Origin of the sequence: Martinezella lusitana (assembly GCF_900094565.1) — a bacterium.
Taxonomy (GTDB): domain Bacteria; phylum Pseudomonadota; class Alphaproteobacteria; order Rhizobiales; family Rhizobiaceae; genus Rhizobium; species Rhizobium lusitanum.
The window spans coordinates 429,958-448,069 of record NZ_FMAF01000002.1; the positions used below are offsets into that span (position 1 = coordinate 429,958).

Annotated in this window: 19 protein-coding genes; 10 read left to right on the forward strand and 9 right to left on the reverse strand. The window is 61.0% G+C overall.

The annotated features are described in order from the left end of the window. Position 1: 1 nt before the first annotated feature. From GA0061101_RS05275 to ccmA, 3 genes are all read right to left on the reverse strand, one after another. Positions 2-763 carry a heme ABC transporter permease gene (locus tag GA0061101_RS05275; protein WP_037196864.1) on the reverse strand — a complete coding sequence of 254 codons (762 nt, stop codon included), beginning with the start codon at positions 761-763 and terminating at the stop codon, positions 2-4. A gap of 79 nt (positions 764-842) precedes the next feature. Next, on the reverse strand, positions 843-1,502 hold the full coding sequence (ccmB, locus tag GA0061101_RS05280; RefSeq protein ID WP_037196862.1) for a heme exporter protein CcmB: 660 nt from the start codon (positions 1,500-1,502) through the stop codon (positions 843-845). A gap of 190 nt (positions 1,503-1,692) precedes the next feature. Continuing rightward, positions 1,693-2,340 (reverse strand): heme ABC exporter ATP-binding protein CcmA, encoded by a 648-nt coding sequence (ccmA, locus tag GA0061101_RS05285; protein ID WP_092573179.1) that lies wholly within the window; start codon positions 2,338-2,340, stop codon positions 1,693-1,695. A 263-nt stretch (positions 2,341-2,603) separates the two neighbouring features. Here ccmA and acnA point away from each other — a divergent pair, with 263 nt between their 5' ends. From acnA to GA0061101_RS05300, 3 genes are all read left to right on the forward strand, one after another. Beyond that, positions 2,604-5,294, forward strand: a complete 2,691-nt coding sequence (acnA, locus tag GA0061101_RS05290; protein WP_092573180.1) for an aconitate hydratase AcnA — start codon at positions 2,604-2,606, stop codon at positions 5,292-5,294. A 263-nt stretch (positions 5,295-5,557) separates the two neighbouring features. Further along, a complete protein-coding gene (locus tag GA0061101_RS05295) occupies positions 5,558-6,301 on the forward strand; it encodes a DUF1223 domain-containing protein (RefSeq protein WP_037196859.1) in 744 nt (247 codons plus the stop codon). A 359-nt stretch (positions 6,302-6,660) separates the two neighbouring features. Beyond that, positions 6,661-7,062, forward strand: a complete 402-nt coding sequence (locus GA0061101_RS05300) for a DUF2794 domain-containing protein (protein ID WP_037196858.1) — start codon at positions 6,661-6,663, stop codon at positions 7,060-7,062. Positions 7,063-7,156: 94 nt separating this feature from the next. Here the strand turns inward: GA0061101_RS05300 and GA0061101_RS05305 are convergent, their stop codons facing one another. The 4 genes from GA0061101_RS05305 to GA0061101_RS05320 form a co-directional block, all read right to left on the reverse strand. After that, positions 7,157-7,714 (reverse strand): GNAT family N-acetyltransferase, encoded by a 558-nt coding sequence (locus GA0061101_RS05305; RefSeq protein ID WP_037196857.1) that lies wholly within the window; start codon positions 7,712-7,714, stop codon positions 7,157-7,159. A gap of 119 nt (positions 7,715-7,833) precedes the next feature. Next, positions 7,834-8,574: a Bax inhibitor-1/YccA family protein gene (locus tag GA0061101_RS05310; protein ID WP_037196856.1), complete on the reverse strand. Its 741-nt coding sequence runs from the start codon at positions 8,572-8,574 to the stop codon at positions 7,834-7,836. Positions 8,575-8,770: 196 nt separating this feature from the next. Further along, positions 8,771-11,317, reverse strand: a complete 2,547-nt coding sequence (locus GA0061101_RS05315) for an ABC transporter permease (protein WP_092573181.1) — start codon at positions 11,315-11,317, stop codon at positions 8,771-8,773. Then, on the reverse strand, positions 11,314-12,024 hold the full coding sequence (locus GA0061101_RS05320) for an ABC transporter ATP-binding protein (protein WP_047553670.1): 711 nt from the start codon (positions 12,022-12,024) through the stop codon (positions 11,314-11,316). Before GA0061101_RS05320 ends, GA0061101_RS05315 begins: the two co-directional genes overlap by 4 nt. An 82-nt stretch (positions 12,025-12,106) precedes the next feature. On the opposite strand from GA0061101_RS05320, the gene GA0061101_RS05325 reads away from it, so the two are divergent. Next, positions 12,107-12,757: an arylesterase gene (locus GA0061101_RS05325; protein WP_092573182.1), complete on the forward strand. Its 651-nt coding sequence runs from the start codon at positions 12,107-12,109 to the stop codon at positions 12,755-12,757. Between the two features lie 68 nt (positions 12,758-12,825). After that, complete coding sequence (gene thpR, locus GA0061101_RS05330; protein ID WP_092573183.1) at positions 12,826-13,422, forward strand: RNA 2',3'-cyclic phosphodiesterase; 597 nt, start codon at positions 12,826-12,828, stop codon at positions 13,420-13,422. On the opposite strand, the gene GA0061101_RS05335 is transcribed toward thpR, so the two are convergent. After that, complete coding sequence (locus GA0061101_RS05335) at positions 13,353-13,835, reverse strand: low molecular weight protein-tyrosine-phosphatase (protein WP_092573184.1); 483 nt, start codon at positions 13,833-13,835, stop codon at positions 13,353-13,355. The two genes, thpR and GA0061101_RS05335, sit on opposite strands and share 70 nt — an antisense overlap. Positions 13,836-13,871: 36 nt before the next feature. Here GA0061101_RS05335 and GA0061101_RS05340 point away from each other — a divergent pair, with 36 nt between their 5' ends. From GA0061101_RS05340 to GA0061101_RS05360, 5 genes are all read left to right on the forward strand, one after another. Further along, positions 13,872-14,177 carry a 4a-hydroxytetrahydrobiopterin dehydratase gene (locus GA0061101_RS05340; RefSeq protein ID WP_092573185.1) on the forward strand — a complete coding sequence of 102 codons (306 nt, stop codon included), beginning with the start codon at positions 13,872-13,874 and terminating at the stop codon, positions 14,175-14,177. A gap of 66 nt (positions 14,178-14,243) precedes the next feature. Beyond that, positions 14,244-14,633: a YkvA family protein gene (locus GA0061101_RS05345; protein WP_092573186.1), complete on the forward strand. Its 390-nt coding sequence runs from the start codon at positions 14,244-14,246 to the stop codon at positions 14,631-14,633. Positions 14,634-14,967: 334 nt separating this feature from the next. After that, a complete protein-coding gene (locus GA0061101_RS05350; RefSeq protein WP_037196846.1) occupies positions 14,968-15,516 on the forward strand; it encodes an invasion associated locus B family protein in 549 nt (182 codons plus the stop codon). A gap of 282 nt (positions 15,517-15,798) precedes the next feature. Then, entirely contained in the window at positions 15,799-17,016 is a 1,218-nt protein-coding gene (gene rlmN / locus GA0061101_RS05355) for a dual-specificity RNA methyltransferase RlmN (RefSeq protein ID WP_376774247.1), read from the forward strand. 5 nt (positions 17,017-17,021) lie between these two features. Beyond that, complete coding sequence (locus GA0061101_RS05360; RefSeq protein ID WP_047637796.1) at positions 17,022-17,450, forward strand: hypothetical protein; 429 nt, start codon at positions 17,022-17,024, stop codon at positions 17,448-17,450. Here GA0061101_RS05360 and GA0061101_RS05365 read toward each other — a convergent pair. Continuing rightward, positions 17,434-18,075, reverse strand: coding sequence for a LysE family translocator (locus GA0061101_RS05365; protein WP_037196843.1), 642 nt, complete (start codon positions 18,073-18,075; stop codon positions 17,434-17,436). The genes GA0061101_RS05360 and GA0061101_RS05365 overlap by 17 nt on opposite strands. Positions 18,076-18,112 lie beyond the last annotated feature (37 nt).

The window sequence follows — 18,112 nt, forward strand, 5'->3', positions numbered from 1 at the left end:
GCTATTCCTCCCGGCTTGCCATGCGTGCGGCGATACGGCGCTGCGCGGCAATGCGGCGGCGCCAGATCTCGTTGCGGATCGCCATCAGATGCAGGGTGAAGAACAGCAGGGTGAAGGCCAGCGCCATGATGAAGAGCGGCCAGAGGAATGCGGTGTCGATGGCCGGGCCATCCAGACGCATGATGCTTTCCGACTGATGCAATGTGTTCCACCAGTCGACCGAGAACTTGATGATCGGAATGTTGATGAAGCCGACCAGGGTCAGCACGGCGGCGACGCGCGCGGCTTTGGACGGATCGTCCATGGCGCGGTTCAGCGCGATCAGGCCGAGATACATCAGGAACAGGATGAAGACCGAGGTCAGCCGCGCATCCCAGACCCAATAGGTGCCCCACATCGGCTTGCCCCACAGCGAGCCGGTGACGAGCGCGATCAGGGTGAAGGCGGCGCCGAGCGGGGCGGCGGTCTTGCCGGCGACGTCAGCGAGCGGATGACGCCAGACCAGCGTGCCGATCGCCGACATGCTCATGATCGTGTAGCACATCATCGAAAGCCAGGCGGCCGGAACGTGAATATACATGATGCGGACGGTGTCGCCCTGCTGGTAATCGCCCTCGGTCGAGAAGGAGAGGTAGAGGCCGATCGCAAAGAGTATGGCCGAGATCGCTGCCAGCCAGGGAATGAGACGCGCCGAAAAGGCCAGGAACCGCGTGGGGTTGGCGAGGTCGGAAAATCGGCTGATCGCAGGGCTGATATCGCTCATGCGGCTTGTTTAACCCGATATGGCTTTTCCGGCAATCGACAGCATTGTCTCAGATGGGCGAAACAGTATCTCATCGCGATCAATCCGTCGTGTTCCGCAAGGCAAGGGCGGCAGCCGCCGGGCCGAGCACGGCGAAGAACAGGGTGAGGGCGATCAGGATCAGGAAAGGCGGCAGGAAGGGTTGCGGCCCCTCGACGGCAGCATAGGTCGCGCTGACGCCGAAGATCAGCACGGGGATGGCCAGCGGCAGCACCAGGATCGACACCAGCAGGCCGCCGCGCGGCAGCGCCACGGCAACAGCTGCGCCTACCGCGCCGATGAAGGTGATCGCCGGCGAGCCGACGAGCAAGGTCAGGGCCGTGGCGGCGATCGCCGTTTCACTCATATTCATAAAGAGACCGAGCAGCGGCGAGGCAATGACCAGCGGAAGGCCTGTGGCTATCCAATGCGCGGCGCATTTGACCAGAACCGTGAGGACCAGCGGCGTCTCCTGCATGACGAGCAGATCGAGCGAGCCGTCGTCCCGTTCGGCCTGAAACAGACGGTCGAGCCCGAGCAGGCAGGCAAGCAGCGCGCCGATCCAGACGATGGCCGGGCCGATTCGCGACAACAGTTTCAGGTCCGGGCCGACGCCGAAGGGAATGACGGCGACGACGGTGAGGAAGAAGAGTATGCCGATCAAGGCTCCGCCGCCGGCGCGCACCGAGAGTTTGAGATCGCGGAGGAAGAGGGCGGTCATGATGTGGCACCAATCCCCTTCTCCCCTCGGGAAGAAGGTGGCCCGAAGGGCCGGATGAGGGGGCTTCTTCTCCATAAAAGTCTGATCTTTCGCTTCCGCTCAAGATGCTCTGTGCTTCGCTCCTCGCCCCCCTCATCTGCCCTTCGGGCATCTTCTCTCCAAGGGGAGAAGAGGAAAATCGTCGTTCTCGTCATCCCCAAACCCCTTCACTCACCCCGGCAAATCCGGTCATCCGCATTTCCCGCACATTATTTAATCCCAGCGGCTGATGCGTCGCCGCAAGGACGATGCCGCCCTTCTTCTGATGTGCCGAGATCAGATCGGTGAAGAGCTGGTCCGCCGAAGTGTCGAGCGCGGCTGTCGGCTCATCGAGGATCCAGATCTGGCGATGGGCGACCAGGAGTTTGGCGAAAGCGATTCGCCGTTGTTGGCCGGCTGAGAGATAGCCGAAGGGGAGATGGGTGATATCGGCAAGTCCAACAGCGTCCGCCGCCGCCTCGATGCCGAGGCCGGCGCCGCCTGGCATATCGCCGAGGAAGGCTTTCCAGAAGGTCAGGTTTTCGGCTACCGTGAGCTCGTATTTCATTGCATTGCGATGGCCGAGATAGTGGCTGGCCTCGCCGGGTAGGCGGTCCGAATCGCCGTCGGCACCAGTGAATGTGACGCGGCCCTTCTCCTGCCTTAGAAGACCGGCGACCACGCGCAAAAGCGTGGACTTTCCAGAGCCGTTGCGGCCGGTCAGAACGAGGGCGTCACCACCCTCCAAGCCAAAGGAAACGTTCGAGAAAATCAGGTCTTCGCCCCGCCTCGCCGCCAGATTTTCAGCGCTTAGATGCATTCGCTCAGGCTTTCCCTATTTTCGTTGCCGCAACGCGCAAAAAATTGTCCAAATTTGCATCTTGTCACTCTGGCAAGTCTTTACGAAATTATCTATAAGACCTGCAACCACGCCAGCGGTCGGCGTGAATTTCATCCTTGCGCCGAACATAAGGTTTTCTGCCTTACGTGCGGACAGCGGAAATGGCCGTACCCGCATCCTGATGTGCATAAAGTGCATAGGCGTTCGCACGACTGTGTTGGCTATCAGAAACGGGGTATCTCGTGTCTAAATCTCTTGACAGTTTCAATTGTCGTTCCACGCTGACCGTGAACGGGAAGGACTACATCTATTTCAGCCTGCCCAGGGCTGAAGCGAATGGTCTGCCCGATGTTTCCAAGCTGCCTTATTCCATGAAGGTGCTTTTGGAAAACCTGCTGCGTTTTGAAGACGGGCAGTCGGTCACCAAGGAGCATATCCTTGCCGTCGCCGAATGGCTGACCAACAAGGGCACAGTCGAGAATGAAATCGCCTATCGCCCGGCGCGCGTGCTGATGCAGGACTTCACCGGCGTCCCCGCCGTTGTCGACCTTGCCGCCATGCGCGACGCGATGGTGTCCCTCGGCGGCGATCCGGAAAAGATCAACCCGCTCGTTCCGGTCGACCTCGTCATCGACCACTCCGTCATCGTCGATGAATTCGGCACGCCGCAGGCTTTCGCCCGCAACGTCGAGCTTGAATATCAGCGCAACGGCGAGCGTTACCGCTTCCTGAAGTGGGGCCAGCAGGCGTTCAAGAACTTCCGCGTCGTTCCCCCCGGCACCGGCATCTGTCATCAGGTCAACCTCGAATATCTCGGCCAGACCGTCTGGACGAAGGAAGAGGACGGCGAAACGATCGCTTATCCCGACACCTGCGTCGGCACCGATTCGCACACGACCATGATCAACGGTCTCGGCGTTCTCGGCTGGGGCGTCGGCGGCATCGAGGCTGAAGCCGCCATGCTCGGCCAGCCGGTCTCCATGCTGCTGCCAGAAGTCATCGGCTTCAAGCTGACCGGCAAGCTCAAGGAAGGCGTCACCGCGACCGACCTCGTGCTGACCGTCGTGCAGATGCTGCGCAAGAAGGGCGTTGTTTCCAAGTTCGTCGAATTCTTCGGCCCCGGCCTCGACGCGCTGCCGCTCGCCGACCGCGCCACCATCGGCAACATGGGTCCGGAATACGGCGCGACCTGCGGCTTCTTCCCGGTCGACAAGGAAACGCTGAACTATCTCAACATGTCCGGCCGCGCCAAGGACCGCATCGCGCTCGTCGAAGCCTATTCCAAGGCGCAGGGCATGTGGCGCGACAATGACGGTGCCGATCTCGTCTTCACCGATACGCTGGAGCTCGATCTCGGCGACGTCGTGCCGTCGATGGCCGGCCCGAAGCGTCCGGAAGGCCGTATCGCATTGGAAAACATCGCCTCCGGCTTCGCTACCTCCCTGGACACCGAATACAAGAAGCCCGGCCAGCTTTCGAACCGCTATGCGGTGGAAGGCACGGACTTCGATCTCGGCCATGGTGACGTTGCGATCGCCGCCATCACGTCCTGCACCAACACCTCGAACCCGTCGGTGCTGATCGCTGCCGGCCTTCTCGCCCGCAACGCCGTCGCCAAGGGCCTGAAGACCAAGCCGTGGGTCAAGACCTCGCTGGCACCGGGAAGCCAGGTCGTCGGCGAATATCTCGCCAAGTCCGGCCTGCAGGCCGATCTTGACAAGCTCGGCTTCAATCTGGTCGGCTTCGGCTGCACCACCTGCATCGGCAATTCCGGCCCGCTGCCGGCGCCGATCTCGAAGACGATCAACGACAAGGGCCTGATCGTATCAGGCGTCCTCTCCGGCAATCGCAACTTCGAAGGCCGCATTTCGCCTGATGTCCAGGCAAACTACCTGGCCTCGCCGCCGCTCGTCGTCGCCTATGCGCTCGCCGGCTCGGTGCAGCTCGATCTGACCAAGGAGCCGCTCGGCGAAGACCAGAACGGCAAGCCGGTCTATCTCAAGGACATCTGGCCGACCTCGCACGAGATCCAGGAATTCATCCTGAAATACGTCACCCGCGAACTGTATGAATCCAAGTACGCCGACGTCTTCAAGGGCGATGCCAACTGGCAGGCCGTGCAGGTTCCTCCGGGCCAGACCTATGCCTGGGACGACAACTCGACCTATGTGCAGAACCCGCCTTACTTCGTCGGCATGGGCAAGACCGGCGCCGGCATTTCCGACATCAAGGGCGCCCGCGTTCTCGGCCTGTTCGGCGACAAGATCACCACCGACCATATTTCCCCGGCCGGTTCGATCAAGGCTGCCTCGCCGGCCGGTTCCTACCTCATCGACCATGGCGTCGGCGTTGCCGACTTCAACCAGTACGGCACGCGCCGCGGCAATCATGAAGTGATGATGCGCGGCACCTTCGCCAATATCCGCATCCGCAACCACATGCTCGGCCCGAACGGCAAGGAGGGTGGCTACACCATCCACTATCCGTCCAAGGAAGAGACCTCGATCTACGATGCGGCCATGCAGTACAAAGCCGAGGGCGTTCCGCTCGTCATCTTCGCCGGCGTCGAATACGGCAACGGCTCGTCGCGCGACTGGGCTGCCAAGGGCACCAACCTGCTCGGCGCGCGCGCGGTGATCGCCCAGTCCTTCGAGCGCATCCACCGCTCGAACCTGGTGGGCATGGGCGTCATCCCCTTCGTCTTCGAGGAGGGCACCACCTGGGCAACCCTTGGCCTTAAGGGCGACGAGATCGTCTCGATCGAGGGCCTGGAACATATCAAACCGCGCGAGCGCAAGATCGCCAAGATCACCTATGGCGACGGCACGGTTCGCGACATCCCGATCATCTGCCGTATCGATACGCTGGATGAGATCATCTACGTCAACAATGGCGGCATCTTGCAGACCGTTCTGCGCGATCTCGCTGCCTGATAGGCCTGATAGGCTTTGAAGCCATGATTGCATGCCGCCGGGGAAGTTTCCCGGCGGCGTCTTTTTTCACGCTGATGTGTACGAGACGCGCGTTGTCGGGCCTTTGCCTCACCCCATCGTGACTTTGCGTCATCGCGCTAAACTATTATCTCTTGTTTCAGATTTTTCGGGCTTGATACGGACTTGGCTGCCCCAGGGAGCGTGAGCGGTTTCGAGGTCTGCACGGGCAGACACTCTCGAATTTGAGAAAGAGGTACAAGGGAATGCGCCTTCGATTTTCGGTTCCACTTCTGGCAGGCATCGCGCTGGCAAGTTCGCTGCATGCGCAGGAGGCTGCGAAGATCAAGGGCGTGGTCGAGCTTTTCACCGCGCAGGGCTGCGCCTCCTGTCCGCCCGCCGATGCGGCGTTCCGCAAGCTGATCCGCCAGGGCGACGTTGTGGCGCTCGCCTATCATGTTGACTACTGGAACTATCTCGGCTGGAGCGACACCATGGCGTCCAAGGACAATACGGCGCGCCAATATGCCTATGCCCGCGCGCTGGGCCGGAGCGGGGTCTATACCCCCCAGGCCGTCGTCAATGGCCGGGATCATATGAATGGTGCCGACCTCGGCGCAATCAATGTCAAGCTTGATGACTTCCAGCGTGGAGGCGAGGGGCTGATCGTGCCGGTGAATGCCGCCACGAAGGGCGACGAGCTTGAGATCAAGATCGGTGCTGGCCAGGGCAAGGCCAATGTGGTCGTCGTCTATTTCGACAAGGAACAGATGGTGGCTCCGAAGGGCGGCGAAAACAACGGCCAGCAGATTGCCTATATGCATGCGGTCTCCGATGTCGAAACCGTGGGCATGTGGGATGGCAAGGCCATGAACATCGTCTTGCCCGCCAATGTGCTTGATAAAGCCGGCAGGAAAGGGCTTGCCGTTCTCCTGCAGGCTTCGACGCCTTCGGGTGATCCGGCCGCCATCATCGGGGCAACTGTCTTGACGATCGGCTCGGACGGCTGAGTGGCTTTTCCCACATCAGCCTGAAAGCTCTCCGTTTCGGCTAGCGCCGAAAAGCTCCCTATTTCGGCTGGTGCCAAAAAGGTCCCTATTTTGGCTGCCGCCAAAAAGGGGAGGTGCCCGGCGAGGACGCATTCGGGGCTGGGGTTTAATCGATGCGCCCCGGCCGGGCCGTTTGGCGCGGCGGCGCCAAACGGCTGACTATAATTCTTGTAAATTAGGCGTCGTTTTGACTGAAATGCGGCGCTGCCAAGATGCTTTCCCGCGCCGAAAAGAAATTGTGAGCGGCCAGGTGTCTTGCAATTTGAAGCGGCTGAGGCAAACTGTCATTCTCTTGTCATGAGATAGCCCTTGGGGGATTGATGACTGATCAGCCGGATTTGCGACATAGCGAAAGCCGCTCCGTCGATACCACCACCTCCGTCGTTGTTGATCTCAGGGAATACAAACAGAGCAGGGATCCGATACCGGTGACCTTTCATCGCCGGGAGCTCGACGCCATTTTGTGGATCTACGGCCGCATGGTCGGCGAGGGCGAGTGGCGGGACTACGCAATCGATCATCTCAAGGACAAGGCGGTTTTCTCCGTCTTCAAACGCTCCGGCGAGATGCCGCTCTTCCGTATCGAAAAGAACCCGAAGCTGGCCGCCAAGCAGGGCGCCTTCTCGGTGGTCAGCACCAGCGGCATGATCCTGAAACGCGGGCATGACCTGAGCCAGGTGTTGAAGGTTTTCGACAAGCAATTGAAGCTGGTGGAGAAATAGTTTCCCTGAATTGACGGTGGGGCATGAGGATAGTGCGGCCCCCTCTGTCCCGAAGTGACCGAGGGGGTATCAGAGGCTCGGCATACGGATAGTGCTACCCGCCGAACAACGTCCCAGGATAAACCGACGGATCCGGATCGGTATCCGCACCATCGCCCAACGCCTTTTGCATCAGCATGGTATCCAGCCATCGTCCGTGCTTGTAGCCGGTGCCCTTCAGTAACCCTACCTCGGTGAAGCCTGCGGCGCGATGCACGGCGACGGAGGCCGGATGTGCTCCGCCGATGACGGCGATCATCTGGCGGAAGCCGAGCGTCTGGCAGCTCTCCACCAAGGCGTCCAGCAGCAGCCTGCCGACGCCCCGCCCGCGGGCTTCCGGGGCAAGATAGATCGAATCCTCCACCATCCAGCGATAGGCCGGCCGCGTGCGGAACGCCGAGGCATAGGCATAGCCGAGGAATGCGCCGCCCTCGTCTTCGGCGACGATGTAGGGATAGCCCTTCTCCCGGATTGCCTGAAAGCGGTCTGCCATCTCCTCATCGCTCGGCGGCGTGATCTCGTAGCTCGCCGTGCCGTTCAGGACGGAATCGCGGTAGATGGCGGTGATGTGCGGAAGGTCGTCTGGAGTTGCGCTGCGAAGGCTGACGGACATGTGCTTCTATTGCCTGATCTGGGATTTTGAACGTCGATATCAAATCGCAGAGCCGGCAGCCAGGCAAATAAAAAAGGCGGCCGAAGCCGCCTTTCCGATGAGTTGTTCAAACCGTGCAATTAGCGGCGGTTGCCCATGAACTGCAGCAGGAACATGAACAGGTTGATGAAGTCCAGGTAGAGCGACAGGGCGCCCATGATGGCCTTGCGGCCGGCCACGGTCGCATCGTCGGCGGTGTAGTACATTTCCTTGATCCGCTGCGTATCGTAGGCGGTGAGGCCTGCGAAGATCAGCACGCCGATCACGGAGATCGCGAACTGCAAGGCGGACGAAGCCAGGAAGATGTTGACGAGCGAGGCGATGATCAGGCCGAAGAGACCCATCATCATGAACGAGCCCATCGCAGAGAGATCACGCTTCGTCGTGTAGCCGAAGAGCGACAGCGCGCCGAAGGAGGCGGCGGTCACGAAGAAGGTTTGCACGACGCTCTGGCCGGTGTAGATGATGAAGATCGACGACAGCGACAGGCCCACCAGCGCGGCATAGACCCAGAAGGTCGTCGTCGCGGCGGCTACGCTCATGCGGTTGATCCTGAAGCTCAGGAAGAAGACCATTGCCAGCGGAGCGAAGATCACCACCCACTTCAGCGGGCTCAGATAGATCGCCTGACCGAAGGTCGTGATCTGTCCGTTGGCGAAGGCGAGGGTGAAGGAGAGATAGGCGGCAACACCCGTGATCGCCAGACCCAGCGCCATCAGGTTATAGACCTTGAGCATGTAAGCTCGAAGGCCTTCGTCTATCATCGCACCGGATTGCGCACCGCTCTGCGCCCGGTTTTGGTAGTTGCGAAAGTCAGCCATGTTTTCCTCTTTTAAGCTCCGATGTGAGTACGGTGTCGGGCCTTCCAGGCCCAGGCGCCGCTGCGGAGCTCCAGCATGCCTGCACAGAATATGAGGCTTTCATGCCTTATACACAAGGGTCTAGCTGTTGGCGCCGTGTTAAATCGGCGTAATATCGGGCGGCTTTCGCGGCGTTCGGTTAATCCGCGAAGGCGATTCACAGTTCGCGCAGAACGGGCGCCGCCTTCTGGCCGAGGATGCGCCAGGTGCCGATCAGACCGATGCCGACCGTCAGCACCAGGGCGATGATGAGCGTGGAGAAAGCGACATCGGGCATGAAGGTCGAGGGCAGGTGCATGATGCGGCTGACGATGTACCAGGCGGAGACGGAGCCGGCGATCAGCGCGAAGACGGCGGTTGCCGAACCGAGGATCAGATATTCGTAGCTGAAGGCACGGATCAACATTGCCCGCGTCGCGCCGAGCGTCTTGAGGATGACCGCATCATGGGTGCGGGCGCGATTGCCGGCGGCAAGCGCGCCGGCGAGCACCAGCACGGACGCGATAAGCGCGACCGAGGCGGCGGCGCGGATGGCGGTGGCGAGCTGTCCCACAAGCGTATTGACGACATCGAGGGCATCCTTGACGCGGACGCTGGTGATGGTCGGATAGGCGTTGGTGACTTTCCTCAGGATCGCCGCCTCCTGCGCCGAGGTGGCGGAGGCATCGGTAAGGGTTGCCAGCCACGCATGCGGGGCTCCCTTGAAGGTGTTGGGCGAGAAGATCATCACGAAGTTGATCGACAGCGACTGCCATTGCACCTTGCGGAAGCTGGCGATCTTTGCCGTCACGTTGCGGCCGAGGACATTGACGGTCACCTTGTCGCCGATCTTCAGGCCGAGCGCCTTGCCTTCATCGTTGGAAAAGGAGACCAGCGGCTCGCCGCTATAATCCTTGTCCCACCACTGCCCTTCGGTAAGGGCGGCGTTTTCGGGCAAGGTCTCGGCATAGGTGATGCCGCGGTCGCCGCGCAACACCCATTGTCCGGCCGCCGGCACCTTCATTTTCGTGACATCCTCGCCGTTGAAGGCGACGATCCGGCCGCGCAGCATCGGCGCCTCGACGAGCTTGCCCTTGGGGTCCTCGTTGAGGACGATCTTGCGGAAGCCCTCGAGTTCCGGTCCCTGTATATCGACGAAGAAGAAATTCGGCGCCTTTTCGCTCATGCGTCCGGTCAGCTCGTGGCGCATGTTGCCGTCGATCAACGTCAGGGTCACCAGAAGCGCCAGGCCGAGGCCGAGCGACAGCACGACGGAACCCGTGAGCGCGCCGGGCCGGTGGATATTGCCGATCGCAAGCCGCAGGGCCGGCGAGCGCACACGCGGGCTGCGGCGGGCGAGCCAGGAGAGGAGTGCGGCGACCACGCGCAGCACGACGAAGGCGGCGGCGATGGAGACGACGAAGACGATGGCGATGAAGCGATCATAGGCGGTGACGATCGCGAGAGCCGCAAGAGCCGCCATCAGCACGCCGGCGGCGAGCAGATAGGGCCAGCCGGGCAGGCGGCGCGCTTCAAAGCCCTGTTCGCGGAAAAGTGCCGTCGCCGGCACCTCGCGGGCGTGGCCGAGCGGCGGAATGGCAAAGGCAAGCGTCGTCAGCAGGCCGAAGAGGGCCGCCAGCATCAAGGGGCCGGGATAGAGCCGCGGTGCAGTCGATATGGGTAGGAATTCCGCCATGAATTGCGAGGCGACCAGCGGCGCGATGGCGCCGAGGACAAGGCCGACGGCAACACCGGCGAGCGCAATGACGGCAATCTGGATGAGATAGATCAGCACCACGACGAAGGCCGGGGCGCCCAGGCATTTGAAGGTGGCGATGGTGGTGCGCTTCGAATCGAGGAAGGCGCGCACGGCATTGGCGACGCCGACGCCGCCGACGATGAGAGCCGCCAATCCCACCAATGTCAGGAACTGCGAGAAGCGGGTGATGTTGTCGGCAAGCTCGGGTGCGGCGCGGCTGCTGGTGCGGATCGACCAGCCGGCCTGCGGGAAGGCGGCATTGGCGCGATCGCCGAGGTTGCGCAGCCCGGTCGCGGGATCGTCCATGCGGATCCTGTAGGCCTGCTCGACGAGGCTGCCAGTGGTGATCAGGCCGGAGGCGGCCAAGGCATCGCGGCTGGTGAGCAGACGGGGGGCGAAGCCGAAGCCTTCGGAGACGGCATCCGGCTCATTCGTGATGGTGCCGGTGATGTGGAGCTTTGTATTGCCCAGCAGCAGATCGCTGCCAACCTTGAGGTTCAAACGCTCAAGCAGGAGGGGAGCGACGACGGCGCCATAGGCGCCATCCTTGACGGCAAGCAGGGTCGATAGCGGCTGATCGGGATCGGCTTGAAAGGTGCCATAGAGCGGATAGGCGTCATCGACCGCCTTGACCTCGACCAGCGCCTGGTCGGAGCCGTCGGGCAGGCGGGACATGGAACGCAAGCTGGTGGAGCGGGAGAGCTTGCCGAGGCCTTGGAGATAGGCCAGTTCCTCAGGGCTTGCCTCGCGATTGCGCAGCTCGAAGCGGGCGTCGCCGGCCAGAAGCGACTGGCCCTGCGTCGAGATGGCATCGGTGATCGAGCGGGATACGGAGTTGACGGCGGCGATGGCGCCGGTGCCGAGCGCGATGCAGGCGAGGAAGATATAGAAGCCGCCAAGACCGCCGCGCAGTTCGCGCAAGGCAAGGCGGAAGGCGAGCGTCAGGCGCATCCCCGCCATGTTCATGCGATGGCCGCCTGATTGACGCGCGACGGAGCGCTATCCTTCTCGATTTCGCCTGATCGTACGCGGATCTGGCGCGAGCAGCGGGCGGCAAGCGCCGGGTCGTGGGTGACGAGCAGCATGGTGGTGCCGCGCTCGGCCTGCTGGGCAAAGAGCAGGTCGGCAATCTGCCGGCCGGTATCCGTGTCGAGATTGCCCGTCGGTTCGTCGGCGATGAGGACGGCAGGCGAGGGCGCAAGTGCGCGGGCAATCGCCACGCGCTGCTGCTCGCCGCCGGAAAGCTGGCCGGGATAGTGATTGAGCCGCTCTCCCAAACCGACCGCCTGCAGCTCCCGCCGGGCGATGTCGAAGGCGTCTCTGTTGTTGGCGAGTTCCAGAGGCACGGCAACGTTTTCCAGCGCCGTCATGTTGGCGATGAGATGGAAGGATTGGAAGACGATGCCGATATTGCGGCCGCGGAAATCGGCGATGCGGTCTTCGCTCAGGCTATGCAGAGGCGTGTCGCGGATCAGCAATTCGCCGCTGTCGAGCTTTTCGAGGCCGGCCAGCACCATCAGCAGCGTCGACTTGCCGGAACCGGAAGGGCCGACGATACCCACGGCCTCGCCCTCCATGACGGTGAGGTCGATGCCCTTCAGCACATGGACGGAGGCGGCAGCACTGCCGAGCGTCAAATCCGCCTTCTTCAGCTCGATGATGGTTTTTGCCAATGCGAACGCCCTATATATCAGAGAACATCAGAGATAGTGGCGGGCGCAAATTGGCCCGGACAGCGAATTTAGGAAATTGATCATGAGTTTTAAAGTTGCTGCGTTTCACTTCGCTGTCATCACTTTCGGTCTTTTGTTTGGCGCTGTGGATGCCGCCGAGGCGCGGACCATCCAGCTCGTCGGATTGGGCGACAGCCTGATGGCCGGTTATCAACTGCCGCCGGGCGACGGCTTTCCCGCCAAACTGGAGGCGGCGCTGAAGGCCAAGGGGCTTGATGTGGCTGTCGCCGATGCCGGCGTATCGGGCGACACGACATCCGGCGGGCTTTCCCGCGTGGACTGGTCCGTGACCGATGGCACGGACGGGGTGATTCTCGAGCTCGGCGCCAATGACGCCCTGCGCGGCATTCCACCGGAACAGACGGAAAAGAATCTCGAAACGATGATCGGTCAGCTCAAGCAGCGAAAGATCCCGGTTCTCCTCGTCGGCATGCTGGCACCGCCGAACATGGGGGCGGATTATGCCGAGAAGTTCAATCCGATCTACAAGCGCCTGGCCGACAAATATCAGCTCGCGCTCTATCCGTTTTTCCTCGACGGCGTGGCCACGCATGCGGATTTGCAGCTGTCCGACGGCATGCATCCGAATCCTAAGGGCGTCGATGTAATGGTCGAGCGCATTCTGCCAGCTATTGTCACTTTCGTAGGGATGATTGACGCAGGTGCGAAATAGGTGCTTGCACCGACTGCAAATGCGTGATTCCCTACTTATACCTGCAAGAGATTCGGGGAGTGCTCGTGATGCCGAGACTTTTTACCGCCCTCGAAATTCCGCGCAACGCGGCCATGAGCCTCTCGTTGTTGCGCGGTGGTCTTCCCGGAGCCAGGTGGATCGACGTTGAAAATTATCACATCACCCTTCGGTTCATCGGCGATGTCGATGGTCGGACGGCTGATGAGATCGTCGACCGGCTGGACCGGATAGATCGCCCAGAATTTCAGCTTCGTCTGGAGGGCATAGGCTCCTTCGGTTCCAAGAAGCCGCACTCGGTCTGGGCCGGGGTCTCGCAGACACCGGACATGTACGCGCTGCAAGGCGAGATCGAGCGCATCTGCCAGCGCATCGGATTACAGTCCGATCCCCGCAAGTTCACGCCGCACGTCACGCTCGCCAGGTTGAAGTCCTCGCGGGTCGACGATGTCGTGCACTACCTCTCCGGCCGCGGCAACTTCTATACCCAGCCGTTCACGGTGGGGCGCTTCGTGCTTCTGTCATCGCGCGAATCGGTTGGCGGCGGACCCTATCTCACCGAAGAGATATTTCCGCTTCACGAACCCCACAGCGCCTTCCCGGCCCTGGGCAACAGCGCGCTGCAGCCGGCCAAGAGCATGGTGTAAACAGCCTCGAAATCATCGCGGCCACCATAATACGGGTCGGGAATGTCCTTGTTGCTGCCAAGCGCGAGGGCGTTGAAGAGGTGCAGCTTGCCGTGAAGATCGGCAGGCGCGACCTTGCGCAGATTCTTTAAATTGTCCTGATTCATTGCCAGGATCAGATCGAACCTGCCGAAATCTGATGATGCGATGCGGCGGGCGCGCTGGCTGGAAATATCGATTCCGTGGCCGGCGGCAACGGCCACCGAACGGCGATCCGGTCGCTCGCCTTGATGCCAGCCGCCGATGCCGGCCGAATCGATCTCGAATTCAAGGGAGCGACCGGCTTCGGTCGCCAGATGCCTGAAAATGCCTTCGGCAAGCGGCGATCGGCAGATGTTGCCGGCGCAGACAAAAAGAATCCTTTGACGATCCATGATATCGTTCAATCGCTAGAGAGGAGTGACCTTGCCATGAAATACGAGAAGCTGGAGCCGACCGCAATTGATGAAAGCCTGAAGGAACTGGACGGCTGGACGCTTTCGGCCGACCGCATTTCGATTTCGAAGACGTTCAAATTCCGCAATTTCGTCGAGGCCTTCGGCTTCATGACAGAGGCGGCGCTTTCGGCGGAGAAATTCAATCATCACCCGGAATGGTTCAATGTCTATTCCCGTGTAGACGTCAAACTGACGACGCATGATGCCGGCGGTCTGACGGATCACGACATCAAGCTCGCGAAGGCAATGGAGAAGGCGGCGGCCCGGCGGATCGATTGAATCGTCTGATGCGATCACCATATGTTTACACGGCCCGGGCAACGGGTCTCGATAGAGGTGAATGGAATGGATGACATCAAGTACGGGGAAATCCTGATGCCTGGTGATGAAGAAACCCAAAAGGAGCAGGAGAAGACGGTGCGCAGCAAATTCTGGCCGACCTTGCGGAAGGCGGCTCGTTATATCCCGTTTTCCCGCGATGTCGTGGCGGCTTTCTATTGCGCGTTCGATCCGCAGACACCGACTCGTGTCCGCGGCATCCTGCTGGCTGCGCTCGGCTATTTCGTCATGCCGTTCGATATTATCCCCGATTTTTTTGCCGTGGTCGGCTTTACGGACGATGTCGCGGTGCTGACGCTCGCCTTCAGCATGATCAGGGGCCATATCCGCCAGGAACATTACGACGCTGCCGACAGGGCGTTGGAGAACGAGCCAGAGGCTGTAAAAACGGCTTGATGCCCGCCCAACAGGGGTCGATCTGAATCCTCTCGGGTTTCCAGACCTTTATGAGGCCCCACTGATTTTAGCGAGGACAAATTCTTGCCTGAATCTTTCTGTCTTAAATCGATCCCGTAGGGTGGTGTTCCACCATCCGGGTTTTCCAATTCCTTCTGAAGCGTTTCAAGCTCTGCGCAATACCTGGGTTGAAATGGCACGGAGCCAAGGGCGGTTAGCGCTCCGTTGACGGTTTGGTAACCTGAATAAAGTCAAAATAAGGCAGCTCACGAGCATAGGCGTGCGTTAATCGACTCGCCACGCGCTCTGGACCGCAAGAAATCGGCAGGAAACCATGTTTGTAAAAAGCTTCGCAATCGCCCTCTCGCTTGTTCTCGCCGGCACCGGCATTGCCTCCGCCCAGACCAAGAAGCAGACGCAGGCAGCGGCAGCAGCAGCGCCGGCGGCTCCGACGCGCATCCAGCAGTTCGACGCCTGGGGCGCCTATTCCTACCAGTCCGCGGCGGGCAAGGTCTGCTACGTTCTCTCCGTGCCCACCGCCAAGGCGCCGACCGCCGGCATCGACCATGGCGACAATTTCTTCATCGTGTCCCAGCGCCCGGGCCAGAATATCTCCTATGAACCGCAGGCGATGATGGGCTATCCGCTCAAGGACAATTCGAAGGTCGACGTCATCATCGACAACAAGACCTTCGTGATGTTCACCAAGGACAAGGCCGCCTGGGTCGAGAATGCCGCGCAGGAGCCTGCATTGGTCGCAGCCCTCAAATCAGGCCATTCGCTGAAGGTTTCGGCGACTTCGAAAAAGGGTACGGCCACTTCCTATACCTATTCGCTAAAGGGCGTTACCGCCGCGCTGAAGCAGATCGAGAACTGCAAGTAAGTTCGAGGGCCAAGGGATCACGTCAATGTGATCGTCCTGCCGCCGCGACCGTGATGACAAGGCCGGCAAGCACGCCGGCCTTTGCTTTTGAGGGAAAGGGATGACGCGAGCGGAAATTAGTGCTAAAGGCCGCGCCAACAGCAGGTGTGCGGCAGACAGCTTGTCCCGCCACCGCATGAATCTTCAGATTTCCGTGCCTTGCCCGCATCCGCAGCTTCTTTCAGCTTTTGCGGCATCGCCGATGTGAACCGTTGGAATGATCCTATGTCCGCCACCGATATCATGACCCATCCCAAGCTGAAGCCGATGCCCTTGTCGCAGCCGGTGGAGCTTTCGCCGAAACCGTCGCTCATCGGTCTGACGCGCGAGGAAATGGGTGCCGCGCTCAAGGAAAAGGGCGTTGCCGACAAGCAGATCAAGATGCGCGTCAGCCAGCTCTGGAACTGGATCTACGTGCGCGGTGTCTCCGATTTCGATGCCATGGTGAATGTCTCGAAGGACATGCGCGAAATGCTGAAGACGCATTTCACCATCGCACGTCCCGAAATTGTCGAGGAACAGGTGTCCAACGACGGCACCCGCAAATGGCTGCTGCGTTTCCCGCCGCGCGGCGCCGGCCGTCCCGTCGAGATCGAGGCCGTCTATATTCCGGAAGAGGGCCGCGGCACGCTCTGCATTTCCAGCCAGGTCGGCTGTTCGCTGACCTGCTCCTTCTGTCATACGGGCACGCAGCGCCTGGTGCGCAACCTGACGGCGGAAGAGATCCTGTCGCAGCTGCTTCTGGCGCGCGACCGGCTCGGTGATTTCCCCGACCGCGAAGCACCGCAGGGCACGGTCATGCCGGCGGAAGGCCGCAAGGTCAGCAATGTCGTCATGATGGGCATGGGCGAGCCGCTCTATAATTTCGACAGCGTCAAAACGGCGCTGCTGATCGCTTCCGACGGCGACGGCCTCTCTCTGTCGAAGCGACGCATCACCCTTTCGACGTCGGGCGTCGTGCCGGAAATCTACCGCACAGGCGATGAGATCGGCGTCATGCTGGCGATCTCTCTGCATGCGGTGCGCGACGACCTGCGCGACATGCTGGTGCCGATCAACAAGAAATATCCGCTGAAGGAGCTGATGGATGCCTGTCGCGCCTATCCCGGCCTTTCGAACGCACGGCGCATCACTTTCGAATATGTGATGCTGAAGGGCGTCAACGACAGCCTCGAGGATGCGAAGGGGCTGATCCAGTTGCTGAAGGGCATTCCGGCCAAGATCAACCTGATCCCCTTCAATCCCTGGCCAGGCACGAATTACCAGTGTTCGGAGTGGGAGCAGATCGAGAAATTCGCCGATTTCATCAATTCGGCCGGCTATGCTTCGCCGATCCGCACGCCGCGCGGGCGTGATATCCTCGCCGCCTGCGGCCAGCTGAAGTCGGAATCGGAGCGCATGCGCAAGACCGAACGCCTGGCCTTCGAAGCGATGATGATCGCCAATCACGGCGAGGATTGAGATCGATGCTCGTTGGGCTGCGCAAGCCGATACGCCTCCTGTGGGGCTATGTCGCCGCCTGCGCTCTGATGGGCTTCGTGCTGGCCTGCGTTGCCGCGTGGACGGTGCCGGAGACGGCCGCCCCCGAACTTTTCGTCCTGACGATCGCGCTCACCAAGCTCGCAATGATCGTCAGCATTGTGCCGTCGCTCATCGTCATCCCCATTCTGGAATGGCGCGGTATGCGTCGCTGGTACGGTTATGCGATCTATGGCGCCGTCTTGTCTGCGGTGGCCTCCATCCTGATTTCCGGCGGCGTGGAAAAGCCGCAGACCCTCAATCTGATCACGATCGCGGTCTGCTTCGCCTTCTTGGGGGCAGCCAGCGCCACCGTTTATTGGTGGATCGCCGGCCGGTTCGCCGGGCGAGGCCCCGTCCTCAACGAGCCTGAGTGAAGAAGATCTTCACCGCGAAGATCGAGAAGACGGTGGCAAAGGCATAGTCGAGGCCGCGCATGACGCCCCGGTTCTTCTGCAGCCAGGACGACAGGCCGTCGGCGGCAAGAACGATGAGCACGTTCACCGGAATGCCGATGACGATGAAGAAGAAGCCGAGGAACAGCAGCTTGTGCGTCACGGCCGGATCGCCTGCCGTGACGAATTGCGGCAGGAAGGTCATGAAAAAGATGATGACCTTGGGGTTCAGCAGATTGACTGAGAAGCCGGTGGAAATATTGGCGAGCGGCGTGCCCTTGACGGCATCGACCTTCTTGATCGACAAGCTGGAACCGAAGCGGATCGCCTGGATCGCCAACCACAGGAGATAGGCGGCACCACCCGTTTTCAGCACCGTGAAGGCGACCGGCGAAGCGGTGATCAGCGCCGAAATGCCGAAGGCCACCAAACAGGTGTGAACGATGACGCCGAGGCTGGTGCCGAGAACGACGAAAAGCGCTGCCTTCTTGCCCTGCGCCAAAGCGCGACTGATCGACAACGTCATGTCGGGACCGGGGGTCAGCGCCAGCAACAGGCTTGCCGCCGAAAAGGCGAGAAGGGTCGGCAGGCTGGGTATGAAGTCCATGAGATGCTCCGAAAGCCGGATAGGGGATCCGTGTTCT